This window comes from Melghirimyces algeriensis (assembly GCF_900182565.1).
GTDB lineage: Bacteria > Bacillota > Bacilli > Thermoactinomycetales > DSM-45169 > Melghirimyces > Melghirimyces algeriensis.
Window position 1 is genome coordinate 1 of record NZ_FXTI01000012.1, and the last position, 20,423, is coordinate 20,423.

Consider the following 20,423-nt stretch of genomic DNA (forward strand, 5'->3'; position numbering starts at 1 on the left):
CTTTGAGATGTTTAACTGCCCTGTGTATCCCAAACTGCGGATCACATTGTATGAGTAAATGCACATGATCGGGCATGATTTCCATACTGGAAATCGTAACTTCCAGCTCTCTTGCTTTTTCTGCGAACAGCTCTTTCAGCCGATCACTTACAGGCGAAACCAGCACTTTTCGTCGATACTTGGGACAAAAACTTGCAGTCGTACACGACATTTCGATTACTTTGAACCGTTCTCAAATTCATCACCTATTGCTAATTTTACAACGAATATTATATAGATTCAATATATCTAATTAAACAGGAGCAAAAAAAGAGAGCAAAAGAGGGTCAGGCTTGCGAGAGGGGTAAAAAACACCCCTCCCTCGCCTGACGCTCGCTCTCATCCCCATAGCTAAAGCTAGGGGTTTTCTCGCTCGCAAAGATATAAAAAATTGTTAAAATTGGCTATCCGACTCCGATTCGATTGAAACTTGTCAGCAGATACCTTTATACCTCTTGTTTACTCCATTTAAAGTATTTCACAGAAAGAAAAATCGTTACAATAGACAACATGGACAAAATGATAATTTCCTGTTGATGGACTTGGAGATGATTACCATTCCATGTGCCTCTGATAAATTCAACTGCATAATATAGTGGAAGTAACTTAGCAAACACTTTTAAATAATACGGTAGTACATCTACAGGAAACGTAGCCCCGGATAAGAATATAGATATATTTAAAAAAACGGAACTAATAGCGGAAGCTGTACGCGTACTTTTTGCTAATGAGGTAAAAAACATACCCAGTGGGAAAATAGCGCAAGTGGAAAGTATAACAGCAAAAACCGTTGACCAAATCTGTTTCGGAAAGGTTAGATCATAAAACAAATATCCAAATATCAACAATATAAAAATACTGATGACGAAAATAAATAATCCATGCAAAGTATGCGCAAGTAATATCATCCATGGCTCTAACGGAGAAATCCTGAATCTTCTCAATATATCCTGTTCTCTATATACTGTAAGTATTGTACCAAGTGTAAAAAAAGCCGTTGTTAATAAGTTAACTGCGATCCAAGCGGGAACATAGTGCTGGCTAAAGTTAACTTCTCTTATTTCCATTGAATTATAAAAAGAACCGAATATCCACAAAAAGACAAGTGGAAATAAAAAAGTCCAAAAGACTGCTTGCTTTTCCCTGAAAAACATCTTTACTTCAATAAGGGTTAACATCCAAGTCGCTTGCATTTCAGATATCCTCCTGATCAATAGCCTTCAAATATGTATCTTCCATAGTATTGGCATTATATTTAAAAGATTGGATTTTCCAACCTTTGTTTTCTGATAAGCGAAAAATATGATAGGCAGTTTTTTGGATATTCGATGAATAAACTATATATTTATTATTTTTCTCCTCTACAATAATATTCCTATCATATTTTTTTAGAATATTTGTATTAAATTCTTCTGAAACGTACTCAATATACTGATTTTGGTTTTCATATTTCTTTAATAAGTAACTAGGAGAGTTCAAGTCAACGATGCTTCCGTTTAGAAAAATTGCTACCCGATCACAAAATGCTTCTGCTTCTTCCATTTGATGGGTGGTAATAATAATAGTTGATCCCTTATCCCGGTATTCAAAAAGCAAATCCCATATTCTTCTTTTTGCTTCTGGATCCAGCCCTGTTGTCGGTTCGTCGAGGAAAATAATTTTGGGATTATGGAACAGAGCAATCGCTAACGTTAGTCGCTGTTTTGTTATTTTTTTCATACAATGAAGAGAATAGTTGGATTACCTCCTTCACTTTTATTTTCGGTGGCAACGATGTTTTTTGGAGTTGAACCCCAATTTTCTTTTTGATATTCCTGAAATTATGGAAAGGACAGTATCCCATAACTTTTAAATATCCGTGATCTTTTTTTCGTAAACCTTCCAACAATTCAATTGTCGTTGTTTTCCCAGCGCCATTAGGACCTAATATCCCAAAAATCTCCCCTTCATTCACCTTAAAACTGATATTATTTATAGCTATTTTATCTTTGTATGATTTATATAGGTTCTCCACGCTTATAATCGGCTTCATAAACGACACTCCCTCTAAATATAAGACCCTAGAACCTATTTGGAAAATGTTATAAAACAAAAGTATTATGAGTAGACACAAGATAACGGATCAACTAGAAATGATCGAACCTCTTTTGCCTGTGAAAAAAAGAACATGGGTTACCCTTCAGCCGACCTGAAGACGTTAAATGGAATCCTCTATATTTTGAAAACCGGATGTCCATGGGCAGATCTGCCATGAAAATAGGGTTCACCCACCACGTGTTGGAAGGTTGCAACAATGGGCTTGGGATCACACTTCTTTCTCAACTGGATGAACCATCGAAGATAGAGTGGAGCCAAGCTTTTCTCAATGGTAGCTTTGTACCGTCTAAAAAAAAGAATCTCATGTCGGAAAAACCAAGTCAGAAAAGGGCTCCAAAGCCATAGTAGTAATGGCAGACAGCAATGGTTTGTCCTTGGTGTTAATATTTGCAGGCATTTCATTTGTAACAGAGATTCAAATACGACCAATAAACAAAAAGATTCAATCAAATAATCAAACTCCGATTTAAGTGCTTTGGTTTGATTTCCGATTAATTCAATAACTAAGTATATTTTCAATACGTCAAAAAACTTTGGGTGAATCTTGTTGCTCACGGGAGGGAATACGCTGAATGGTACTGTCCTTGCTTGGAAGCTCATGAAGAAACGGAAATTCGAAAATTTTCTTTTAGATGGTATCGGACTTTGGAGATCACGAAGTCCGATAGGGGTTTTTTAAGTGAAACGACAATAGTACTCCAATGAATATAAGTGCAAGTGGTCAAGGAAGCCTTGGAAGCTGGAAATAGATCGGCGGTCGCCCGCCGTTATGAGATAACAAATAAAATGAACGAAAAATCGATCGTTTCATCAATCTTGCGCAACAAGTGATCTTCCGGCACCAGTTCTTCTATGGATACAAACTCCATATTCCCTTGTCGCTTCCGATGATATCCGTCCTTTGCAAATAAGTTCTCTTTATGTTATTCGACATAAAAAGACTGCTGACCTTCATACTTTGTCAGCAGTCTCAAGCTATCGTTAAAAGATAGCTTTTTTATATCACTCCCAAAGTGACACATTTATGTCTGAATCTCTGACACTTTTACCAACTGTTTGCCCAGGTTTTCCCCCCGAAATAGACCAAGGAATGCCTCAGGGGTGTTTTCCAGACCTTCCACAATATTTTCGCGATACTTGATTTTCCCTTCAGCCACCCATTCGGACAAATGGGTAAGCCCTTCCTGATATCGGTTTTGGTAGTCGGAAACGATAAAACCTTGCATCTTCACACGTTTCATCAAAAGTAGCGGTTCAATACGCGGAGCGAGATCCGGTTTTTCCAGATTATAAAGGGCAATCTGACCGCAAATCACAATCCGTGCAAAATCGTTGATTCTTGCGATGACATGATCGGAGATTTCTCCACCCACATTATCAAAGTAGATATCCACCCCATCTGGGCAGGCTTCTTTGAGCGCTTGTTTTACATCCTGATTTTTGTAGTTGATCACCGCATCAAAACCCAGTTCGCTCTTCAGAAAGCGAACTTTCTCTTCGGAACCAGCGATTCCAACGACACGGCATCCTTTCAGCTTGGCGATTTGACCCACTACCGTCCCTACAGCACCGGCAGCACCGGAGACAACCACTGTCTCTCCTTTTTTAGGGGTTCCAATATCCAATAGTCCAAAATAAGCGGTCAACCCAGGCATCCCCAGTACACCAAGCGCAGTGGAAGGCGGTACCCGACTGGGGTCCACTCTTCTGAGTTCCTCCCCTTTCACCACAGAATAATCCTGCCAACCCATCATTCCCGTCACAAGATCACCTGGATGGAAGTCCGGATGTTTTGAATCCTCCACCTGTCCTACAACGCCTCCGACAATAACTTCATTCAACGGAAAGGGTGGAACATAGGATTTTGTATCATTCATTCTCCCTCGCATATAGGGGTCGACGGATAAGTAAACCGTTCGAACCAAAACTTCTCCTTGCTCCGGGACAGGTACCGGGGCTTCTGTCATTTGAAACGTACGATCATCTGGCAATCCTTCAGGCCTTTTGACAAACAAAATCTGTCGATTGGTTTTGCTGGACATGGAATCCCCCATTTGCTTTTTTATTTCGTTACCAGAAATATATACCCATTTGGATCAATAGGTTAAACCATGTACTTTTTCATCGAGTAAACGTCCGTTTAGCCAGACAAATCTCCTCTACGCGTTTTCGATCCACAGCAAAACCAATCCCCGGCCGATCAAAAGAAACGTCGATCATCCCATTGTGTACCACCACTTCAGGCTGAATCAGATCCCTCTCCCAGTATCGGTTGGAAGCAGAAATATCTCCAGGAAGTACAAACCCTGCGAGAGAAGCAAGGGCAATATTGTGAGCGCGACCGATTCCCGATTCCAGCATCCCACCACACCAAACCGGAATATTCCGCGCCTGACAATAATCATGGATGCGTTTCGCCTCGGAAAGTCCGCCTACCCGACCCACTTTCACATTTACAATTTGACAACTCCCCATCTCCACAGCTTTCCGGACATCCTCCAACGAATGGAGGCTCTCATCCAGACAGATGGGTGTGGACAATTCCCTTTGAAGCAAGGCATGGTCTACAATATCGTCCGCTGCGAGGGGCTGTTCAATCATCAACAGCTTAAAAGAGTCCAAACGCTTTAAATGTTCCAAGTCGTTGAGGGTATAGGCAGAGTTGGCATCCACCATCAATGGGAGATCCGGAAATTCCTTGCGAATCTGTGTCAATACGTCCACATCCGCATTTGGTTTTACCTTCACTTTTATTCGACGATATCCCTCGTCCACTCGGCGATGAATTGTCGCCATCATATCCTCCGGGGACCCTGTTCCAACCACCACTCCTGCCGCGATCCGCTTTCGGGTTCCTCCCAGCGCCTGGGCCAGTGAGATCCCCTGACGTTGGCTCCAAATATCCCAGACAGCCCCTTCCAGAGCCGCTTTCGCCATATAATGACGACGAACCGGAGCAAACCGTTCCGGCACCTCCATCGGATGTTCCAGCCGATGGTGCAATAACAGTGGAATGAGAAATTCCTCCATCACATGCCACGCGGTACCCACTGTTTCCTCGGTATACCAGGGAGAAGAAAATGCAACACACTCTCCCCATCCAACGCTCCCCTGTTCATCTTCCGCCTCTACCAAGATGAGATCCCGATCAGTAACGGTGGTCAAGCGATTGGCAAAAGGAGTTTTCAGCGGAATACGAACATGATGTAATGTCACCTTTTGAATCATCATCTTGGATTCTCCTTTTTCGCTCCGGGAATCTGTTTCACCAGCTGTCGCCGCAGGATTTTGTTGGACGCACTTTTGGGCATCTCCTTGACCGGGTAAATGCGGATGGGCACCTTATAGCCAGCCAATCGTTTCTCACAATGACGAATTAATTCTTCTTCCTCGACCTGTTTCCCCTCTTTCCATTTCACAAATCCCACAGGAACCTGCCCCCAGGTTTCATCGGAAACCCCAACGACTCCCGCTTCTTCCACGGCTGAATGAGAAACCAACGCCGCTTCCACTTCCGCCGGATAAATATTTTCCCCACCGGAAATAATCAAGTCACTTCTCCGGTCCAATACATACAAAAACCCTTCTTCATCCAGGTAACCAAGATCTCCGGTAAACAGCCATCCTTCCCGAATCGCCTTTTTCGTGGCATCTTCCCGCTTCCAATAACCCGAAGTCACATTGGGACCTTTCACCACGATCTCCCCTGTTTCCGAATGGGGAACTTCACGTCCTTCTTTTATAATTTTCAATTGCGAGGGAAACAGCGGTTTTCCCGCGGACCCCAATTTACGCAGACTGTCCTCCGGGGCGAGTGTCACAATTTGGGACGCCGTCTCCGTCATTCCATATGTCTGGAATACAGGCACACCCTTTTCTTTGCACCGATCCAAAAGAGGCTTTGGAGCCGGACCTCCACCCAATAACATACAACGGAAGGATTCGGGATATTGATCCAACCCCAGCTCATCCAACATTCGTGTCAACATTGTTCCAACAACGGAAACAATGGTAACCCCTTCCTCCTGAATCGCCCGATTGGCTGCCACCGGATCAAACGATGGGTGAATCACCGCGGTCATTCCATAAATGACACTCCGCATCAGAATGGATAACCCACTCATATGAAACATCGGTACATGGACCAGCCATCGATCACAAGAATCCAATCCCAAATTTAACGCAGAAGCCGTAGCACTCCACCAATGATTGCCCCAGGTCAATTTCACCCCTTTGGGGCGTCCAGTGGTTCCGGAAGTATACATAATGGTGTGAAGATCCTCCAATGAAATCGGATCTACTGCTTGCTTCTCCTTCTCCGGTTTGTTGAGAAGACCTTCCCAAGAAACAAACGCTCCATTCATCCCAGAGCATTCCTGTTGTACGGCTTTGGCTTTTTCCGTTTGTGTCCCATCATAAACCAGTAGCTTGGCACCGGAGTTTTCCAGTTGCCAGGCAATCTCTACGGGAGCCAACCGGCTGTTCACGGGTACGATCACCGCCCCCAATCCCGTCACCGCATGAATAAGCGTAACGGTGTGGATTCCGTTTTGCATGAGAAATGCCACCCGGTCTCCCCGCTTCAGTTCATACCCGGCCAATTTTTGGGCTGTTCGTTGCACCTCATTTGCCAGTTGTTGAAACGTCCATTTCTCCTTGCCACAAATCACGGCGATCCGATCAGGTGTTAATTGGGCCCGTTTATTCAACCAGTTGGGCATCTCGGTCGCCATATGTAATGAAGACATCTTCAACCTTCCCTTCCATCATCCGTTCTTCCTTCATTATACCGCTTCTTTTTCCCATGAAGGAAAATGATGAAAAAGGAAACATTGTGGAATGATACGTTTAAAAGGAGGGGTATTTGATGAAAACCCGAATCACTATCGTCTTTCTTACTGTCGCTCTTTTTCTGGGATTGGTCTCTCCTGCTTATGCCTATCCCCTGAATTACACCGTCCGCTCCGGTGATACACTCTACCAAATCGCCCGATATCATGGAGTCAGTCTCACCGACATGATTCACACCAATCCACAAATTTCAAACCCGGATATCATTTACAAAGGGCAATCCGTTTATGTTCCTGATCGTTTCGCGTCCCAAGTAAACATAAGGGTGACCTGGGAACGATCCAAAAGAGGACTTGCCCCTCTTAAAATGGATCGTGAACTGAGCCGTGTCGCTTTCCATAAGGCAATCGACATGGCCAATCGGGGATATTTTTCTCATCATTCTCCAACGTATGGTTCTCCTTTTACCATGATGCGAAACTATGGCATCCAGTTTACCCAGGCAGGTGAAAATATTGCCAAAGGGCAAAGAACGCCGAAAGATGTCATGTCCGGATGGATGAACAGCGCCGGCCATCGGAAAAACATACTCAACCCGGCGTTTAACACCATCGGAATCGGCTATTACAAAGGCCATTGGGTTCAAATGTTTATTAGAAAATAAGTAAAATCAACCCACCTTCTGGGTGGGTGAGGTTCATGACAAAGTGGGGGAGAGGGGATTTCCGTCTCCGCATCTCTTTCTTCCAGCAAAGAAGTGGAAGAAGTCCGCTTCACCCCCTCCGGTCCCAACCAGTGGACAAATATCCGCTAAACGGTTGGGACCTCCAGGGGTTCCGCTGAGTTGTCGGAAAAGGATGCTCCACCGGATATCTCCTCCTTATTATTTTTGTCAACTATCTCATCCACCTTCTGGGTGGGTTTTCTCTTTTTAGGGAAGAAGCCATTTTTCAATGATGGAACATCCCACCTTGCTACCGTTAAAGAAAACAGATAGACTGAACCTAACGAACGTTAGGTAGGGGGTGGAACCGATCTCAGCGGAAACGATTCAAAAAGCAGCGATGCAATTGTTTTCACAACAGGGATATGAGGGGACCTCTCTTGCGCAGATCGCCAAGCAGGTGGGGATTAAGAAACCTTCCATCTATGCGCATTTTTCCGGAAAAGCCGATCTATTTCTGCACGTATTTGATCAAGTCCTTCACCATCAGCAAATATACACCAAGCAGTGGATCGAACAGTCACAACATCAAACCGTTCAAAAGCGGCTGTACCAAATCCTATTCAGTGCGTGCCAATACTTTTTGGAACATGAGCAGGAAACAGCTTTTTTAAAGCGAGCGATGTTGTTTCCGCCTCCTTCTTTGAAGGATTCCCTTCGTACTCAGTTCCTTAAGTGGGAGCAATCGATCTCTTCCCTTTTGTCTTCCCTTTTTGAAGAAGGCATCCAAAAGCGAGAGATTCAACCACTGGACATTGAGAATCTCTTGTCATCTTACTATTGTTTGCTGGATGGCTCGTTTATCCAACTCCATTATTACGGTCGAAAAGGTTTTGAAACCCGGTTGGACCAAGTGTGGAAACTATTCTGGGCGGGGATCGCCTTTAAAGACCAAGGAGGTGCAGAAGATGGCTTGGGTGATTCTGGTGATCGCCGGAATCTTTGAAACGGTCTGGGCTGTCGGTCTTAAATATACCCAAGGGTTTACCCGTTTGGTTCCCAGTCTAATTACTGTGGCTGCGATGTGGATCAGCTTTTGGCTTTTGTCCACTTCGCTGAAATCCCTCCCTGTAGGAACGGCTTATGCCATCTGGACTGGGATTGGTACACTGGGAGCGGTGCTGTTTGGCATATTCTTTCTCGGAGAACCCAGAGATTGGACCCGTTTGCTCTTTATTGCCCTTTTGCTATTTAGCCTGATCGGGTTAAAGCTGACTTCCAGCCACTAGAATATACGTAATCCCCCCATCCTTTAACTGAAGAGGGGGGACAGCTTCGAAGGATTACTTCTGCCGGAGCAATGCTTCAATATTGTCCAGTTTTCGATTGATCTCCCGCATCAGTGCGAGATGTTCATTCATCGCCTGTTTGGCAACATCCGGAATAAACTGCGTTTCACCATGAGGAGGCACGGAGGTTGTAAAACTTTGATGCCATGGGGGAAACATTCCATACATTTTATCATCCCCTCTCTTTACAGTTTGCCGATAATATATGTTCGTGATGAAAATCTGTTCTTGACACTCCCCATGCCTAAAGGGCAGGGGATTCTTGGGAACCCCCGTCTACTGACAGGATCATATCCAAGCTTAAACGGTCTGCCCAACCGCAAGTACGCGAAGCCCTTCCTGCAAGATGTTTTTGGATGCATTGATGTCTCGGTCTTGGTGAGAACCGCACGCAGGGCATGTCCATGCTCGAAGGTTGAGGTTCTTTACCTCCCTGTTTCGGTAGCCACAGGAAGAGCAAAGCTGACTGGAAGGGAACTGTTTCCCCACTCTCACCACGTTTCTTCCATGCCAGGCTGCCTTGTAGGTAAGCATAGCCACAAACTCCGACCACGAGGCATCCGTGATCGATTTGGCCAGCTTGTGGTTTTTCACCATATGCTTCACTTGGAGGTCTTCGATACAGATCGTTTGATTTTCACGAATCAGCTTCGAAGACAGCTGATGTAAGAAGTCATGGCGAGCATTCACCATCTTTTCGTGAAGGCGAGCCACTTTTATCCGTGCTCTGTGCCAATTGGACCCCCCTTTGGTTACTTTGGACGTTTCCTAAATTTATCATCTATTGCCAATTTTACAATGATTATTAGATAAAATCGAGAGCAAAAGAGGGGCATACTTGCGAGAGGGGTTAAAAACACCCCTCCCTCGTCTGACGCTCGCTTTCATTCCCATATCTAAATCCAGGGGTTTTCTCGCTGCTCGCAAAAAATATAAAAAACCCTCCATTCCCCTGAATAGGGAAAGCGGAGGGTTTTGTTTCGGTTTATGGAAAGCGGGGAAACTTTCCAAAGTCCGGTTTACGTTTTTCTTTAAAAGCATCGCGCCCTTCTTTCGCCTCATCCGTCGTGTAATAGAGAAGGGTCGCGTCACCGCCCATCTGTTGCAGTCCAGCCAAACCATCGGTATCCGCGTTAAAGGAGGCTTTCAGGAAACGAAGCGCTGTGGGGGATTTCTCCAGCATTTCCTCACACCATTGAATGGTCTCTTCCTCCAGCTTTTCCAATGGGACAACCGTATTGACCAGTCCCATGTCCAATGCTTCCTGGGCATTGTACTGACGACACAGATACCAGATTTCGCGGGCCTTTTTATGTCCAACGATCCGAGCCAGATAACCGGCTCCATATCCGGCATCAAAGCTGCCCACTTTGGGACCCGTTTGACCGAAAATGGCATTGTCCGCCGCAATCGTCAGATCACAAACCACATGCAAAACATGTCCACCACCGATCGCATATCCGGAAACCATCGCCACTACAGGTTTGGGAATGGTGCGGATCAACCGTTGCAGATCCAGGACATTGAGCCGGGGGATCTGATCATCTCCCACATAGCCACCATGCCCCCGTACGCGTTGATCCCCACCGGAACAGAAGGCTTTGTCCCCTTCCCCAGCCAATATGATGACACCCACATCGGAATCGTCCCTGGCACGGGCAAATGCATCAATCATCTCCGTCACGGTCTGGGGACGGAAGGCATTGCGTACTTCTGGACGGTTGATGGTTACCTTGGCAATCTGTTTGTACTTCTCATAGCGAATATCTTCGTACTCACGCACCGGTTTCCACTCAATACTCAACCGATTCATCCTCCTTTGATGATGAAAAAAAGATTTCGTTTGGAGCTAAAAGGAACCCCTTCACTATTTTATCAAAGATATGGGGTTGTTCCACATGTACCGCATGACCGGCCCTTGAGACCCTCCATTGCCGGGCAAAGGGAAAGCCCTGTTCCATCGCATCCGCAATCCGGCAAAACTTCTGGTCTTCTTCACCTGTGATCAAGGCAACAGGCTGTTTCACACACTGAAGATGATCCCACCAAGACGGTTGCCTGCCAGTTCCCATCCCACGAAGACTCCCTGCAAGCCCTTCTGCTCGGTTGGCGAGCCGTTCTTCACGAATGTGACGGCGCACCCTTTCCGAGAGGCGCTTCTGGGTCGAAAAAAGAGGGATTCCCTCCCAATAGCGGACAAAGGCTTCCATCCCTTCTCTCTCAATCCAGTCTGCCAGAGAGGCATCCTGTTTCCGTCGTGCCCGCCGTTCCGCTTCCGTCCGCAAACCGGGCGAACTGCTTTCCAAAAGAAGGGATTCCACCCGCTCCGGATACATCAGGGCAAAGGAAAGAGCGAGACGGCCTCCCATGGAATAGCCCAATATATGTGTCCGTTTGATCTCCAACTGATCCAGGATCACCCGTAAATCCTTCCCCACTTCTTCCATCGTATAGCGATCTGGAATTTGTGGAGCATCCGTTTGACCATGACCGATCAGATCCAATCGGATCACTCGATGCGATCGGCTCCAGGATGGAACAAAAGGAGCAAATGTATTCAGTGAACCCGTAAATCCATGTAACAGCAACAGAGGAGGACCCTCCCCCTTCACTGCCAAATGGTATTGGATGCCATTCACATCCATCCGCATCAATCATCCCTCTCTCTCAGTTGGGATCGAACGGATTGAGCCACTTGCTCCCAAATGTTCCGGTGAAAAAATGCATTTTCCTGACGGTTGGAACGAACTTCAATCACCGTCAGCCCTTTTCGTCGTAAACTGTCTGCATAAGCCTGTCGAAAGGCGTTCCATGATTCGGGACGCTCAAAATGACCACCGTACATTTGGACAGCATGTGCATAATCTAACCCCATCGGTGTTCCAAAGAGAGCTTCATACGTTGATTCATTGGTCTGGGTGGCCTGGGGAAGTAAGGAAAAGATCCCACCCCCGTCATTGTTCGCAACAACAATTGTGGCATTGAGCTCGTATCGTTTGGAAATGAGCAAGCCGTTTAAATCATGATAAAAGGAAAGGTCTCCGATAACCAACGTTACCCGATTCCTTGCTGCCGCCGTTCCAAGAGCAGTGGAAACGACCCCGTCAATACCATTGGCTCCTCGATTGCCCATGGTTTGAATTCGACGGTCTGTATTCAGGAAAAAAGAGTCCAAATCCCGAACCGGCATACTGTTTCCGGCAAACAGCAGACCTTCATCCGGAATAAGCTCCTTTAATTCCATAAAAATCCGTCCCTCAAAAAAAGACTCTAGCCGACATTCCGTCTGCAAAATGGAGCGGGAACATCGATTGAGCTCTTTCCACAATTGCGCCCACGATGAGGGCTCTTTCTTTTTTTCCGAAATCCGTTCCACAATCCCTTCACTAAACCGCAACGGGTCCGCATAGATCATATCTGAAGCCAATAACGAAGGGTCCCGCCACCCAATATCGGGATCAATCACGATGTGTCTGGATTCAGGGTGTGCTTTCAGATACAAAAAACAAGCCTTGGACACAGGCATCGCTCCAAAACGGATGACTACTTCCGGGGATAATGCTTTGACCACTTCCTGTTCCCGCAAAAAAGCATCATAGGATTCCAACATCCATTCCTTGGGATGCGGTCCGCTCCGCAGTTGGGACAACGGATCAGCCAAAACCGGAAAGCCCAAACCATCTGCTAGGCGATGTATTGCCTCACCCAACCGGGAATCATTCTGAGGACCACAAACAATCAGCCCCCGTTCTACATCGGAAAATGTTTGGGCCCAAACATCCAATTCCGAAGCGGACAGCTCTTTGGCTCCTTCGGAAACCTGGACATAAGGAGTCGCCTGATCTTTCCTTCTTGCCCCATTCCAAAGGGAAGGAGTGGACAGTTGGGGAATCAAGGGCTCACGAAAGGGAAAATTCAGATGAACCGGACCCATCGGACCGGCTGTTGCAGTTTCAACGGAGCGACAAGCTTGGGTTCGGACATATCGGAGCATGGACTCAGATGATTCCGGTAGCGCCATTTCAACAAACCATTTCACATGGCTTCCATACATCCCCAACTGATCGACAGTCTGTGGAGCACCTACGTCACGCAATTCGTGAGGCCTGTCCGCCGTCAACACCACCAAGGGAACACGGGAAAGCTTCGCTTCCATGATGGCTGGGTAATAATTGGCAGCCGCAGTCCCTGATGTACACAATAAGCCAACCGCCTCTTCCCGTGCTTTGGCCAGCCCCAAAGCGAAAAAACCGGCAGATCGCTCATCCACATGCACCCATGTCGTGATCTCCGGATGAGACTGAAGCACCAAGGCCAACGGAGTGGATCGGGAACCGGGACTGATCACTGCATGTTTCATCCCGGTTCGGGACAGTTCATCCACAAATGCTCCCACATACGCTGTCAACGCATCCACTGCACTCACCGAGATTCCCCTCCGATCGCGGACAGCATCGGACGAAACTTCATCCTTGTCTCTTCATATTCGCTGTTCGGGTCGGAATCACCGACAATCCCGCAACCGGCGAAAAGGGAAGCCGTCTGTCCGCGGATCAGACCAGAACGTATCCCACAAGCAAACTCTCCATCCCCTCTGAAATCGACCCATCCCAGCGGTGCCGCATACCATCCACGATCCATCACTTCCAACTCACGAATCCGGGTCATGGCTACTTCCCGTGGATAGCCGCCCAGTGCAGGGGTTGGATGAAGCTGTTCCACCATCGACAAAAGCGTCGTCCCCAACTTGGCTCTTCCTTCTACAGGCGTAAACAGATGCTGAACATCCCTCACCTGATAAAGCGTTGGCTCTTCAGGTACACGGACATGAGAGCACCCCTGTTGAAACGCCTCACGAATCATCTCTACCACGACTTGATGTTCCACTCGGTTTTTGGGATCGGACAGAAGTTCCTGGCCGAATGTCCAGTCCTCTTCCCAATCTCTTCCCCTTCGGGTTGTACCGGCAATACAGGTGGAAACCAAACGATCCCCATCCCGTTTTACCAAGCGCTCAGGAGATGCTCCCAGGAAACAGGCTCCTTCTCTCTCCACGGCAAACAAAAAACTGGACGGTTGTCGCTTCCACAATTGATTCAATATCTTGGAAGACGCAAAAGCATCTTCTGATTCAAGCCGAATCTCCCTGGCCAGAACCAGTTTATCCATTTTACCTGCCTGGATTTCCTGAGCGACTTGGCTGACGGACTGTTTCCAACGATCCGGTTCCACCTCATAAGCATGATAAGAAAGCGAAACCATGGATGAAGAAACGCCTTGCATCCATCCAAGCCGTTTCTCCTCTTCCTCCGCAAGCATCTCAGCCAAGGTTTCTGCCTGATCTCCCGGTTTAACGACCACATTTACCGTCAACAGACATGTTCCTCGGTATACCGTCAATAAAAACCGGGGAAGTGTAAAGGCTGCTTCGGGAAAACCCTTCCACAAAGGGGTTCGTTTCTGAAGCGGATCAAAGGAAAAGCCACCCATTAACAAAGGGCCTGTCCCTCTTGGTCCATCTTCAGGAATCTGTACGGCATCACGGAGCAGCAACCTCCATCTCTTTTCCACTTCCCGATAACGATTGTTTGCTTCCGGTCCTAACTCGATTTTCCAGGCTGTACCCAATCCAACCAGGATCAGCTCCCGGTCAGGATCGGCCCAGAAGTTTCTCGTTTCTCCTTCCCTGACTCCTGCTTCAAAAAACAAGAGGGGATCCAGATGGGGAATTCGTTGGGTTTGACTCACCAGAACTGAATGTCCTTTCCGGCGGGACCGTACCACTCCTTCTTGAATTCCCGCTAAATGATTCAACTGCTTGATTATTGACACGGTTTGTTCCCCCCAAGCCGGACCAATCTATGATGTATACCGTTCATTCTTCTTGAAACGAAACGCAAATCAAGTATACCGAAATTCGATGCCCTTTTCTACAGAACAAACCGTTTACCCCTTGAGATTCCCATGGATTTTGCTGGTATAGAACGCTGTTTGAATGTATAATGTTCTCGGATTCCGTATGAAGGAGAGAACGTGATGCAACAAACCAAGATCTGGTGGAAACTTCTTCGCCCACACACCTTAACGGCTTCTTTTGTACCGGTTTTAGTGGGAACCGTATCGGCTCTGTCGATCACTGATATCAAGATTCCCCTGTTTCTGGCGATGTTGATTGCCTCCATACTGATTCAGGCGGCTACCAACATGTTCAACGAATATTACGATTACAAGCGTGGACTGGATAACGAGCATTCCGTCGGCATCGGCGGTGCCATTGTTCGTTATGGAATTTCCCCGCGAACCGTGATGGGAATCGCCGTCGCTTTCTGTGGAATCGCCGTTTTATTGGGTGTCTATATTTGTATGGAAAGCAGTTGGTGGTTGGCAGTCATTGGTTCCATCTGCATCGCAGCAGGTTATTTTTACACTGGAGGACCGGTTCCCATTGCCTATACCCCCTTGGGGGAAATAACAGCTGGCCTTTTTATGGGATTGGGAATTATTTCGATTTCTTTTTTCATCCAAACCGGCACAATTACCGCAGATATCATCCTCATCTCCATCCCACTCTCCATCTTAATCGGCGCCATCCTGATGGCCAACAATATTCGGGACCGGAAGGGAGACAAAGAAAACGGTCGGAAAACGCTCGCCATCCTTTTGGGACATCAAGGTGCTGTCCGGTTTCTGGCCGGTATGTTTACCGTTTCCTATCTCCTGGTTGTTGCCCTGGTCCTCACCGGAAAAGAGTCATGGTGGCTGTTGTTGGTAGGGATCAGCCTTCCAAAAGCAATCCGCGCCATTCAGGAATTTCATGGGAAAACGAAGAATGCAGAAATGATTGACGCGATGAAATTTACAGCCCAAGTCAATACCCAGTTTGGTTTTCTGCTGGCTCTGGGGTTGTTCCTGGGTCATCTGTACGGTTAATCGCATTTAATCCTCAGGAAGTATGGCTATCAAAAAAGGGAAGTGGTTTCCGGTGAAAGAACCGATTCAACCTCTCTGCTTAAAAAAGCAGTCCAGAAACGGAAATCAAACACCCTCTCCCACTTTGTCCACCATCTCGTCTGCCTTCTTTGGTTGCTTGATTTGAATGCAGAGTGTACAGAGCTGTAAAAACGTAACCCTAAAATCTTATACACTTTGTCAGACGAACCTTCCTGTTTATTTTGCTAACTTAAAAGAAAGACAGATGACAGGGGGACTTTTTTATGCGAATCGGAGTACCCAAAGAAGTAAAGAACCGGGAATTTCGGGTGGCGATCACCCCGGCCGGCGTACAAGCCTTGGTGGATGCCGGCCATGAAGTGGTGATTCAGGAAAGCGCCGGTGTTGGCAGTGGATTTACCGATGAGGAATATATCCAAGCTGGAGCTTCTATCGGAAGCGTAGATGACGCTTGGGGTGCGAATCTCGTGCTCAAAGTCAAAGAACCGATATCTGAAGAATACCATCATTTCCGGGAAGATCTTCTTTTGTTTACCTATTTGCACCTTGCAGCCGACCGTCCTCTGACGGAAGCGATGGTTGATTCAAATATGACAGGTGTCGCTTATGAAACGGTACAATTGGAAAACGGTGCTTTGCCGTTACTTGCTCCAATGAGTGAAGTGGCAGGGCGTATGTCTGTCCAAGTGGGGGTTCATTGTCTGGAAAAACCCCAAGGCGGCAGTGGTGTTCTTCTCGGTGGTGTACCAGGCGTTCCTCCGGCCAGTGTGGTCATTATCGGCGGAGGCATGGTCGGTACCCAAGCGGCCAAAATGGCGGTAGGATTGGGCGCCGATGTAACCATTATCGACTTGAATGGCCAGCGTTTACGTCAATTGGATGACTTGTTCAACGGACGTGTCCGCACGGTGATGTCCAATCGATTGAACATTGAACAGGCCGTACGAAATGCCGATCTGGTCATTGGAGCCGTACTCATCCCTGGCACCAGAGCTCCCAAACTGGTAACCAAAGACATGATTGCCGGAATGAAACCGGGCTCCGTCGTAGTGGACGTAGCTGTGGACCAGGGAGGATGTGTGGAAACTGCCGACCGGGTCACCACTCACGATAATCCCACTTACACGGTGGATGGAGTGGTACACTATTCCGTGGCCAACATGCCTGGAGCTGTCCCCCGCACGTCCACATTGGCCCTGACCAATGCCACACTTCCATATGTGTTAAAGCTTGCAAACAATGGTTTAAACGAAAAAACGGACCCCGCTTTACTGAAAGGTGTCAATATCGCTCAAGGAAAAGTCACCTATCAAGGGGTAGCCGATGCATTTGGGATGGAATATGCCTCTCCAGAACAACTTTACAAGTAACAGAATCCCTTAAAGTGCCAAAAACCCGACCGGACCTGAGAATCCGATTCGGGTTTTCTTTTTTTATCCCTCTCCCCGTGCCGACAGGAATCGATGAGCAGCCAAAGCCATATCCAATGTGAGACGGCGGGGAGGTTTTTCCCACCCTTCACCCAACAGTGAAGTCATTTGATCCAAACGATAATACAATGTCTGCCGATGAATAAATAAATCTTTGGCCGCCTTCTGTTTCGATTGCCCCGCTTCAAGAAACGCTTCAAGAGTTTTGATTAGTTCGGTGCCATTTCTTTGATCATAATCCAATAAAACTCCTAATTGCGTCTCTACAAATTGATGTAGAATGGAAGGAGAAATCTGTAAAAAGAGTTGCCAGGAATGAAGATCATCATAGCATATCACATGATTGCCATCGTTCATCTGGTTCTTCTCTTTGCCTGACCTTTGGGAAATGGATAAAGCCAGAGATGCTTGTTGCCAAAATCGCGGACTCTGCTCCAAGTGATCAAAGGGATGACTGACCCCCACACTCCACCAAAAACGATCAGCCGGTGAGTGTTTTTGCAAATTCCTGAACAGTTGATGAAACCCGTTTTGAACACGGTCCATCAGAGTGGAGGATGGTTCCAAATCCAACAAAATCATCGTTCGGTTTCCTCCTCTGGTGGCCATCCATGCTCGAATTCCCAACGGTTCAAACACTCGGGACAGAGACTTCGCCCATTGCAAAACGGCAATGCTTTCTTCCTGATTCATACGGTCGGAATGTTTGAAAGAAATTCTCCTAAAACCCACTGCACAGAAAACCAACCGACATCCGGCACGGATTCCCGACTCCATTGCCGGAGGGATGTCTCCTTTTCCGTGAGTGATCAGATCTTCCATCCATTTTCGCCCGGTGGAAAGTTGCCGTTCTTCCATAGAAATTCGATGGAGCAACTCCTGAGCGATTGCGGTTGCCGCCCGGTCCAATACCAATCTCAAAAATTCCGGGGGTTCACCGCTGTATTGAACGTATAAGTCACCCACCTGCACATCCCAGGCTACAATGGGTTGTCGGATCAATGCCTTCTCTTCCGGCATGGGTTGAGCCTCTGGACAGGATATGTTCTCTCCAAGGTGATCCTCAAGCCAGACCGGACAATGAGTCTCCCGATGCAGCAATTCCAGAATCCGCATCACTCCCTGGGGGCGGAGGGTTAATTGTAAAAATTGATTGGACACCCTCTCCAAACTTAATAGCTGATGATGATGCCGATTAATGAGAATCGAATGGATATCCTGGGTAATCTTAATAAACGAAACCGCTTTCTCAAAAACAATAATGGGAAAACGGTGCTGATCTGCGAATTGAATCACCCGATCCGGAATTTGAACATATTGATGCACCAATTCGATGCACAGAGCCGAAACCTGGCTTTCCACCAATTCCTTTACAAACTGCACATTGAGCTCATTATCCTGTCCCAACCCTACACCTGTCATCAAAATCATTTCATGGCCATGCACATATGACAAACCATCCATAATTTCCAACACATGTACCCAACGAACTGGACGGTGCACCCCTTCCGAACCGGCCACTACGCTTGCATGTTGAAAAATGGGTCGCTTCAAGATCTCTGCAACGTTCAGTGACTCTTGCATGTTCATCCTGTGGTCCTCCCGTTGCAATATCTTTTACTATTATAGCAAGATTTACAATGATAGAATTAGAATTTATTTCCATATGATTTCTCCGAGAAGGGAAAAGCATTACAACGACCTATTTCCAGTCTACAGATTGCAGGAATAAGTAAAAAACCGGCGGAAAAACTCCACCGGTTCCTTATGATCATACTCAGAGAGATTGACTCCAATCAACTGTCGCCGCACCCTCCAGATATTTTTCGCAATCCATAGCTGCCATGCAACCGGTTCCCGCTGCGGTAATGGCTTGCCGGTACACATGGTCCTGAACATCTCCACAGGCAAAAACGCCTTCCACACTGGTACGGGTGGTGCCAGGAGTCACTTCGATGTATCCCTGTTCATCCATATTTAGTTGCCCATTGAGAAAACCGGTGTTGGGACGATGCCCAATGGCGACAAAAACGCCATCCGCTTCCAGCAATTCCTCTTCTCCGGTCTCTTTGTTTTTCACTTTCAGACCTTGAATGCCACCGTCTTCGTTTTTAACCACTTCCACCGGTACCCGGTTGAGTGCCCAGTCAATTTTATCATTCGCTTTTGCACGATCCTGCATAATCTTGGAAGCGCGCAACTCAGTCCGGCGATGGACAACGGTTACCTGAGAAGCAAACTTTGTCAGAAATGTGGCTTCCTCCATAGCGGAGTCGCCACCTCCCACCACGAGGATCTTTTTGCCTCGATAGAAGAAGCCATCACAGGTGGCACACGTACTGACTCCCTGCCCCATGTTCTCTTTCTCACCGGGAATCCCCAGCAGCTTGGCGGAGGCACCAGTGGACAGAACCAAGGCTTCACACTCCAACTCCCCTTTTCCTTCCACTGTCAGTCGAAACGGACGATTGGAAAGATCCACATTTGTTACCCATCCCCGTTGGAACTCGGCACCGAAACGTTCCGCCTGTTTTCGCATATTATCCATTAACTCCGGTCCAAGAATGCCGTCCGGAAAACCGGGAAAGTTCTCTACATCGGTAGTTGTGGTAAGTTGTCCGCCAGGTTCCTGTCCTTCAATCACCAGGGGCTCCATATTGGCCCGTGCCAAATAGATTGCTGCGGTCAGTCCGGCTGGCCCGGTTCCAAGAATAATTACTTTGCGCATACGTATCCGAACCTCCTGATTCTCTTCCTATTTCATGTACAGATTCCCTTTTTCCCTTCCGCTTTCAAACGTGTGATTTCGGCGCTGAGATCAGGGAGAGATTGTAAAATAGAAGAATAAAACGGATAGTCTTTTCCATCCAATGAGTAATAAACCCACTGACCCTGACGCCGCTCTTTTACCAATCGGGCATTGCGCAATTTTCGTACATGCTGCGAAACCGCCGGCTGGGTAATCTTCAGGATCTCCACCAATTCACCAACACAAAGATCCTCTTCGCGAAGAAGCGCCAGAATGCGAAGCCGGGTTTTATCACCCAGTGCCTTGTGGCAATCCGCCAGTTGGTCAAAATCCATGACCACCACCTCACAAAT

Annotated in this window: 19 protein-coding genes and 3 pseudogenes; 5 read left to right on the plus strand and 17 right to left on the minus strand. The window is 47.1% G+C overall.

The genetic code is table 11. The features are described 5' to 3' along the window. The 8 genes and pseudogenes from tnpA to FN782_RS14390 form a co-directional block, all read right to left on the minus strand. Positions 1-242, minus strand: a pseudogene (gene tnpA / locus FN782_RS14355) (IS200/IS605 family transposase); the annotation flags it as partial. Between the two features lie 243 nt (positions 243-485). Next, entirely contained in the window at positions 486-1,232 is a 747-nt protein-coding gene (locus FN782_RS14360) for an ABC transporter permease (protein WP_142506495.1), read from the minus strand. Between the two features lies 1 nt (position 1,233). Next, on the minus strand, positions 1,234-1,635 hold the full coding sequence (locus FN782_RS14365; RefSeq protein WP_246064972.1) for an ATP-binding cassette domain-containing protein: 402 nt from the start codon (positions 1,633-1,635) through the stop codon (positions 1,234-1,236). Next, positions 1,636-1,758 (minus strand): annotated as a pseudogene (locus tag FN782_RS17545) (hypothetical protein); the annotation flags it as partial. After that, positions 1,706-2,071, minus strand: coding sequence for an ATP-binding cassette domain-containing protein (locus FN782_RS14370; RefSeq protein WP_142506497.1), 366 nt, complete (start codon positions 2,069-2,071; stop codon positions 1,706-1,708). The pseudogene FN782_RS17545 and the gene FN782_RS14370, both read right to left, overlap by 53 nt. A 1,087-nt stretch (positions 2,072-3,158) precedes the next feature. Further along, positions 3,159-4,178: an NADP-dependent oxidoreductase gene (locus FN782_RS14380; protein WP_142506498.1), complete on the minus strand. Its 1,020-nt coding sequence runs from the start codon at positions 4,176-4,178 to the stop codon at positions 3,159-3,161. A gap of 79 nt (positions 4,179-4,257) precedes the next feature. Continuing rightward, positions 4,258-5,367, minus strand: a complete 1,110-nt coding sequence (gene menC, locus FN782_RS14385) for an o-succinylbenzoate synthase (protein ID WP_142506499.1) — start codon at positions 5,365-5,367, stop codon at positions 4,258-4,260. Then, positions 5,364-6,869 carry an o-succinylbenzoate--CoA ligase gene (locus tag FN782_RS14390; protein ID WP_142506570.1) on the minus strand — a complete coding sequence of 502 codons (1,506 nt, stop codon included), beginning with the start codon at positions 6,867-6,869 and terminating at the stop codon, positions 5,364-5,366. The genes menC and FN782_RS14390 overlap by 4 nt, the downstream gene beginning before the upstream one ends. Positions 6,870-7,003: 134 nt before the next feature. Between FN782_RS14390 and FN782_RS14395 the strand changes: the two genes are divergently transcribed. The 3 genes from FN782_RS14395 (at position 7,004) to sugE (ending at position 8,880) form a co-directional block, all read left to right on the plus strand. Further along, positions 7,004-7,591: a CAP domain-containing protein gene (locus FN782_RS14395; protein ID WP_142506500.1), complete on the plus strand. Its 588-nt coding sequence runs from the start codon at positions 7,004-7,006 to the stop codon at positions 7,589-7,591. A gap of 361 nt (positions 7,592-7,952) precedes the next feature. Beyond that, positions 7,953-8,597: a TetR/AcrR family transcriptional regulator gene (locus FN782_RS14400; RefSeq protein WP_142506501.1), complete on the plus strand. Its 645-nt coding sequence runs from the start codon at positions 7,953-7,955 to the stop codon at positions 8,595-8,597. After that, on the plus strand, positions 8,560-8,880 hold the full coding sequence (gene sugE / locus FN782_RS14405; protein ID WP_142506502.1) for a quaternary ammonium compound efflux SMR transporter SugE: 321 nt from the start codon (positions 8,560-8,562) through the stop codon (positions 8,878-8,880). Before FN782_RS14400 ends, sugE begins: the two co-directional genes overlap by 38 nt. A gap of 54 nt (positions 8,881-8,934) precedes the next feature. On the opposite strand, the gene FN782_RS16965 is transcribed toward sugE, so the two are convergent. From FN782_RS16965 to FN782_RS14430, 6 genes and pseudogenes are all read right to left on the minus strand, one after another. After that, complete coding sequence (locus FN782_RS16965; RefSeq protein WP_185956339.1) at positions 8,935-9,108, minus strand: hypothetical protein; 174 nt, start codon at positions 9,106-9,108, stop codon at positions 8,935-8,937. A 132-nt stretch (positions 9,109-9,240) separates the two neighbouring features. After that, positions 9,241-9,702 (minus strand): annotated as a pseudogene (locus FN782_RS14410) (RNA-guided endonuclease TnpB family protein); the annotation flags it as partial. Between the two features lie 223 nt (positions 9,703-9,925). After that, positions 9,926-10,744, minus strand: coding sequence for a 1,4-dihydroxy-2-naphthoyl-CoA synthase (gene menB, locus FN782_RS14415; protein WP_142506503.1), 819 nt, complete (start codon positions 10,742-10,744; stop codon positions 9,926-9,928). Next, a complete protein-coding gene (gene menH, locus FN782_RS14420) occupies positions 10,734-11,591 on the minus strand; it encodes a 2-succinyl-6-hydroxy-2,4-cyclohexadiene-1-carboxylate synthase (protein WP_185956341.1) in 858 nt (285 codons plus the stop codon). The genes menB and menH overlap by 11 nt, the downstream gene beginning before the upstream one ends. Further along, entirely contained in the window at positions 11,591-13,366 is a 1,776-nt protein-coding gene (menD, locus tag FN782_RS14425; RefSeq protein ID WP_142506504.1) for a 2-succinyl-5-enolpyruvyl-6-hydroxy-3-cyclohexene-1-carboxylic-acid synthase, read from the minus strand. Before menD ends, menH begins: the two co-directional genes overlap by 1 nt. Beyond that, positions 13,363-14,772, minus strand: a complete 1,410-nt coding sequence (locus FN782_RS14430) for an isochorismate synthase (protein ID WP_142506505.1) — start codon at positions 14,770-14,772, stop codon at positions 13,363-13,365. The genes menD and FN782_RS14430 overlap by 4 nt, the downstream gene beginning before the upstream one ends. A 204-nt stretch (positions 14,773-14,976) precedes the next feature. Between FN782_RS14430 and FN782_RS14435 the strand changes: the two genes are divergently transcribed. Then, complete coding sequence (locus FN782_RS14435) at positions 14,977-15,870, plus strand: 1,4-dihydroxy-2-naphthoate polyprenyltransferase (RefSeq protein WP_142506506.1); 894 nt, start codon at positions 14,977-14,979, stop codon at positions 15,868-15,870. Between the two features lie 284 nt (positions 15,871-16,154). Then, positions 16,155-17,261 carry an alanine dehydrogenase gene (ald, locus tag FN782_RS14440; protein WP_142506507.1) on the plus strand — a complete coding sequence of 369 codons (1,107 nt, stop codon included), beginning with the start codon at positions 16,155-16,157 and terminating at the stop codon, positions 17,259-17,261. A gap of 63 nt (positions 17,262-17,324) precedes the next feature. On the opposite strand, the gene FN782_RS14445 is transcribed toward ald, so the two are convergent. The 3 genes from FN782_RS14445 to FN782_RS14455 form a co-directional block, all read right to left on the minus strand. Further along, the gene (locus FN782_RS14445; protein WP_142506508.1) at positions 17,325-18,911 is read right to left on the minus strand and encodes a PucR family transcriptional regulator; all 1,587 of its coding nucleotides are present in this window, start codon (positions 18,909-18,911) and stop codon (positions 17,325-17,327) included. A gap of 187 nt (positions 18,912-19,098) precedes the next feature. Then, a complete protein-coding gene (trxB, locus tag FN782_RS14450; protein ID WP_142506509.1) occupies positions 19,099-20,049 on the minus strand; it encodes a thioredoxin-disulfide reductase in 951 nt (316 codons plus the stop codon). A gap of 32 nt (positions 20,050-20,081) precedes the next feature. After that, complete coding sequence (locus FN782_RS14455) at positions 20,082-20,405, minus strand: ArsR/SmtB family transcription factor (protein ID WP_246064973.1); 324 nt, start codon at positions 20,403-20,405, stop codon at positions 20,082-20,084. Positions 20,406-20,423 lie beyond the last annotated feature (18 nt).

Excerpts from the sequence above, each read along its gene's own strand:
- FN782_RS14360 (WP_142506495.1), bottom strand. The coding sequence starts at position 1,232 with ATGCAAGCGACTTGGATGTTAACCCTTATTGAAGTAAAGATGTTTTTC.
- FN782_RS14370 (WP_142506497.1), bottom strand. The coding sequence starts at position 2,071 with ATGAAGCCGATTATAAGCGTGGAGAACCTATATAAATCATACAAAGAT.
- FN782_RS14380 (WP_142506498.1), bottom strand. The coding sequence starts at position 4,178 with ATGTCCAGCAAAACCAATCGACAGATTTTGTTTGTCAAAAGGCCTGAA.
- menC (WP_142506499.1), bottom strand. The coding sequence starts at position 5,367 with ATGATGATTCAAAAGGTGACATTACATCATGTTCGTATTCCGCTGAAA.
- FN782_RS14390 (WP_142506570.1), bottom strand. The coding sequence starts at position 6,869 with ATGGCGACCGAGATGCCCAACTGGTTGAATAAACGGGCCCAATTAACA.
- FN782_RS14395 (WP_142506500.1), top strand. The coding sequence starts at position 7,004 with ATGAAAACCCGAATCACTATCGTCTTTCTTACTGTCGCTCTTTTTCTG.
- sugE (WP_142506502.1), top strand. The coding sequence starts at position 8,560 with ATGGCTTGGGTGATTCTGGTGATCGCCGGAATCTTTGAAACGGTCTGG.
- FN782_RS16965 (WP_185956339.1), bottom strand. The coding sequence starts at position 9,108 with ATGTATGGAATGTTTCCCCCATGGCATCAAAGTTTTACAACCTCCGTG.
- menH (WP_185956341.1), bottom strand. The coding sequence starts at position 11,591 with ATGCGGATGGATGTGAATGGCATCCAATACCATTTGGCAGTGAAGGGG.
- FN782_RS14435 (WP_142506506.1), top strand. The coding sequence starts at position 14,977 with ATGCAACAAACCAAGATCTGGTGGAAACTTCTTCGCCCACACACCTTA.
- ald (WP_142506507.1), top strand. The coding sequence starts at position 16,155 with ATGCGAATCGGAGTACCCAAAGAAGTAAAGAACCGGGAATTTCGGGTG.
- FN782_RS14445 (WP_142506508.1), bottom strand. The coding sequence starts at position 18,911 with ATGAACATGCAAGAGTCACTGAACGTTGCAGAGATCTTGAAGCGACCC.
- trxB (WP_142506509.1), bottom strand. The coding sequence starts at position 20,049 with ATGCGCAAAGTAATTATTCTTGGAACCGGGCCAGCCGGACTGACCGCA.
- FN782_RS14455 (WP_246064973.1), bottom strand. The coding sequence starts at position 20,405 with ATGGATTTTGACCAACTGGCGGATTGCCACAAGGCACTGGGTGATAAA.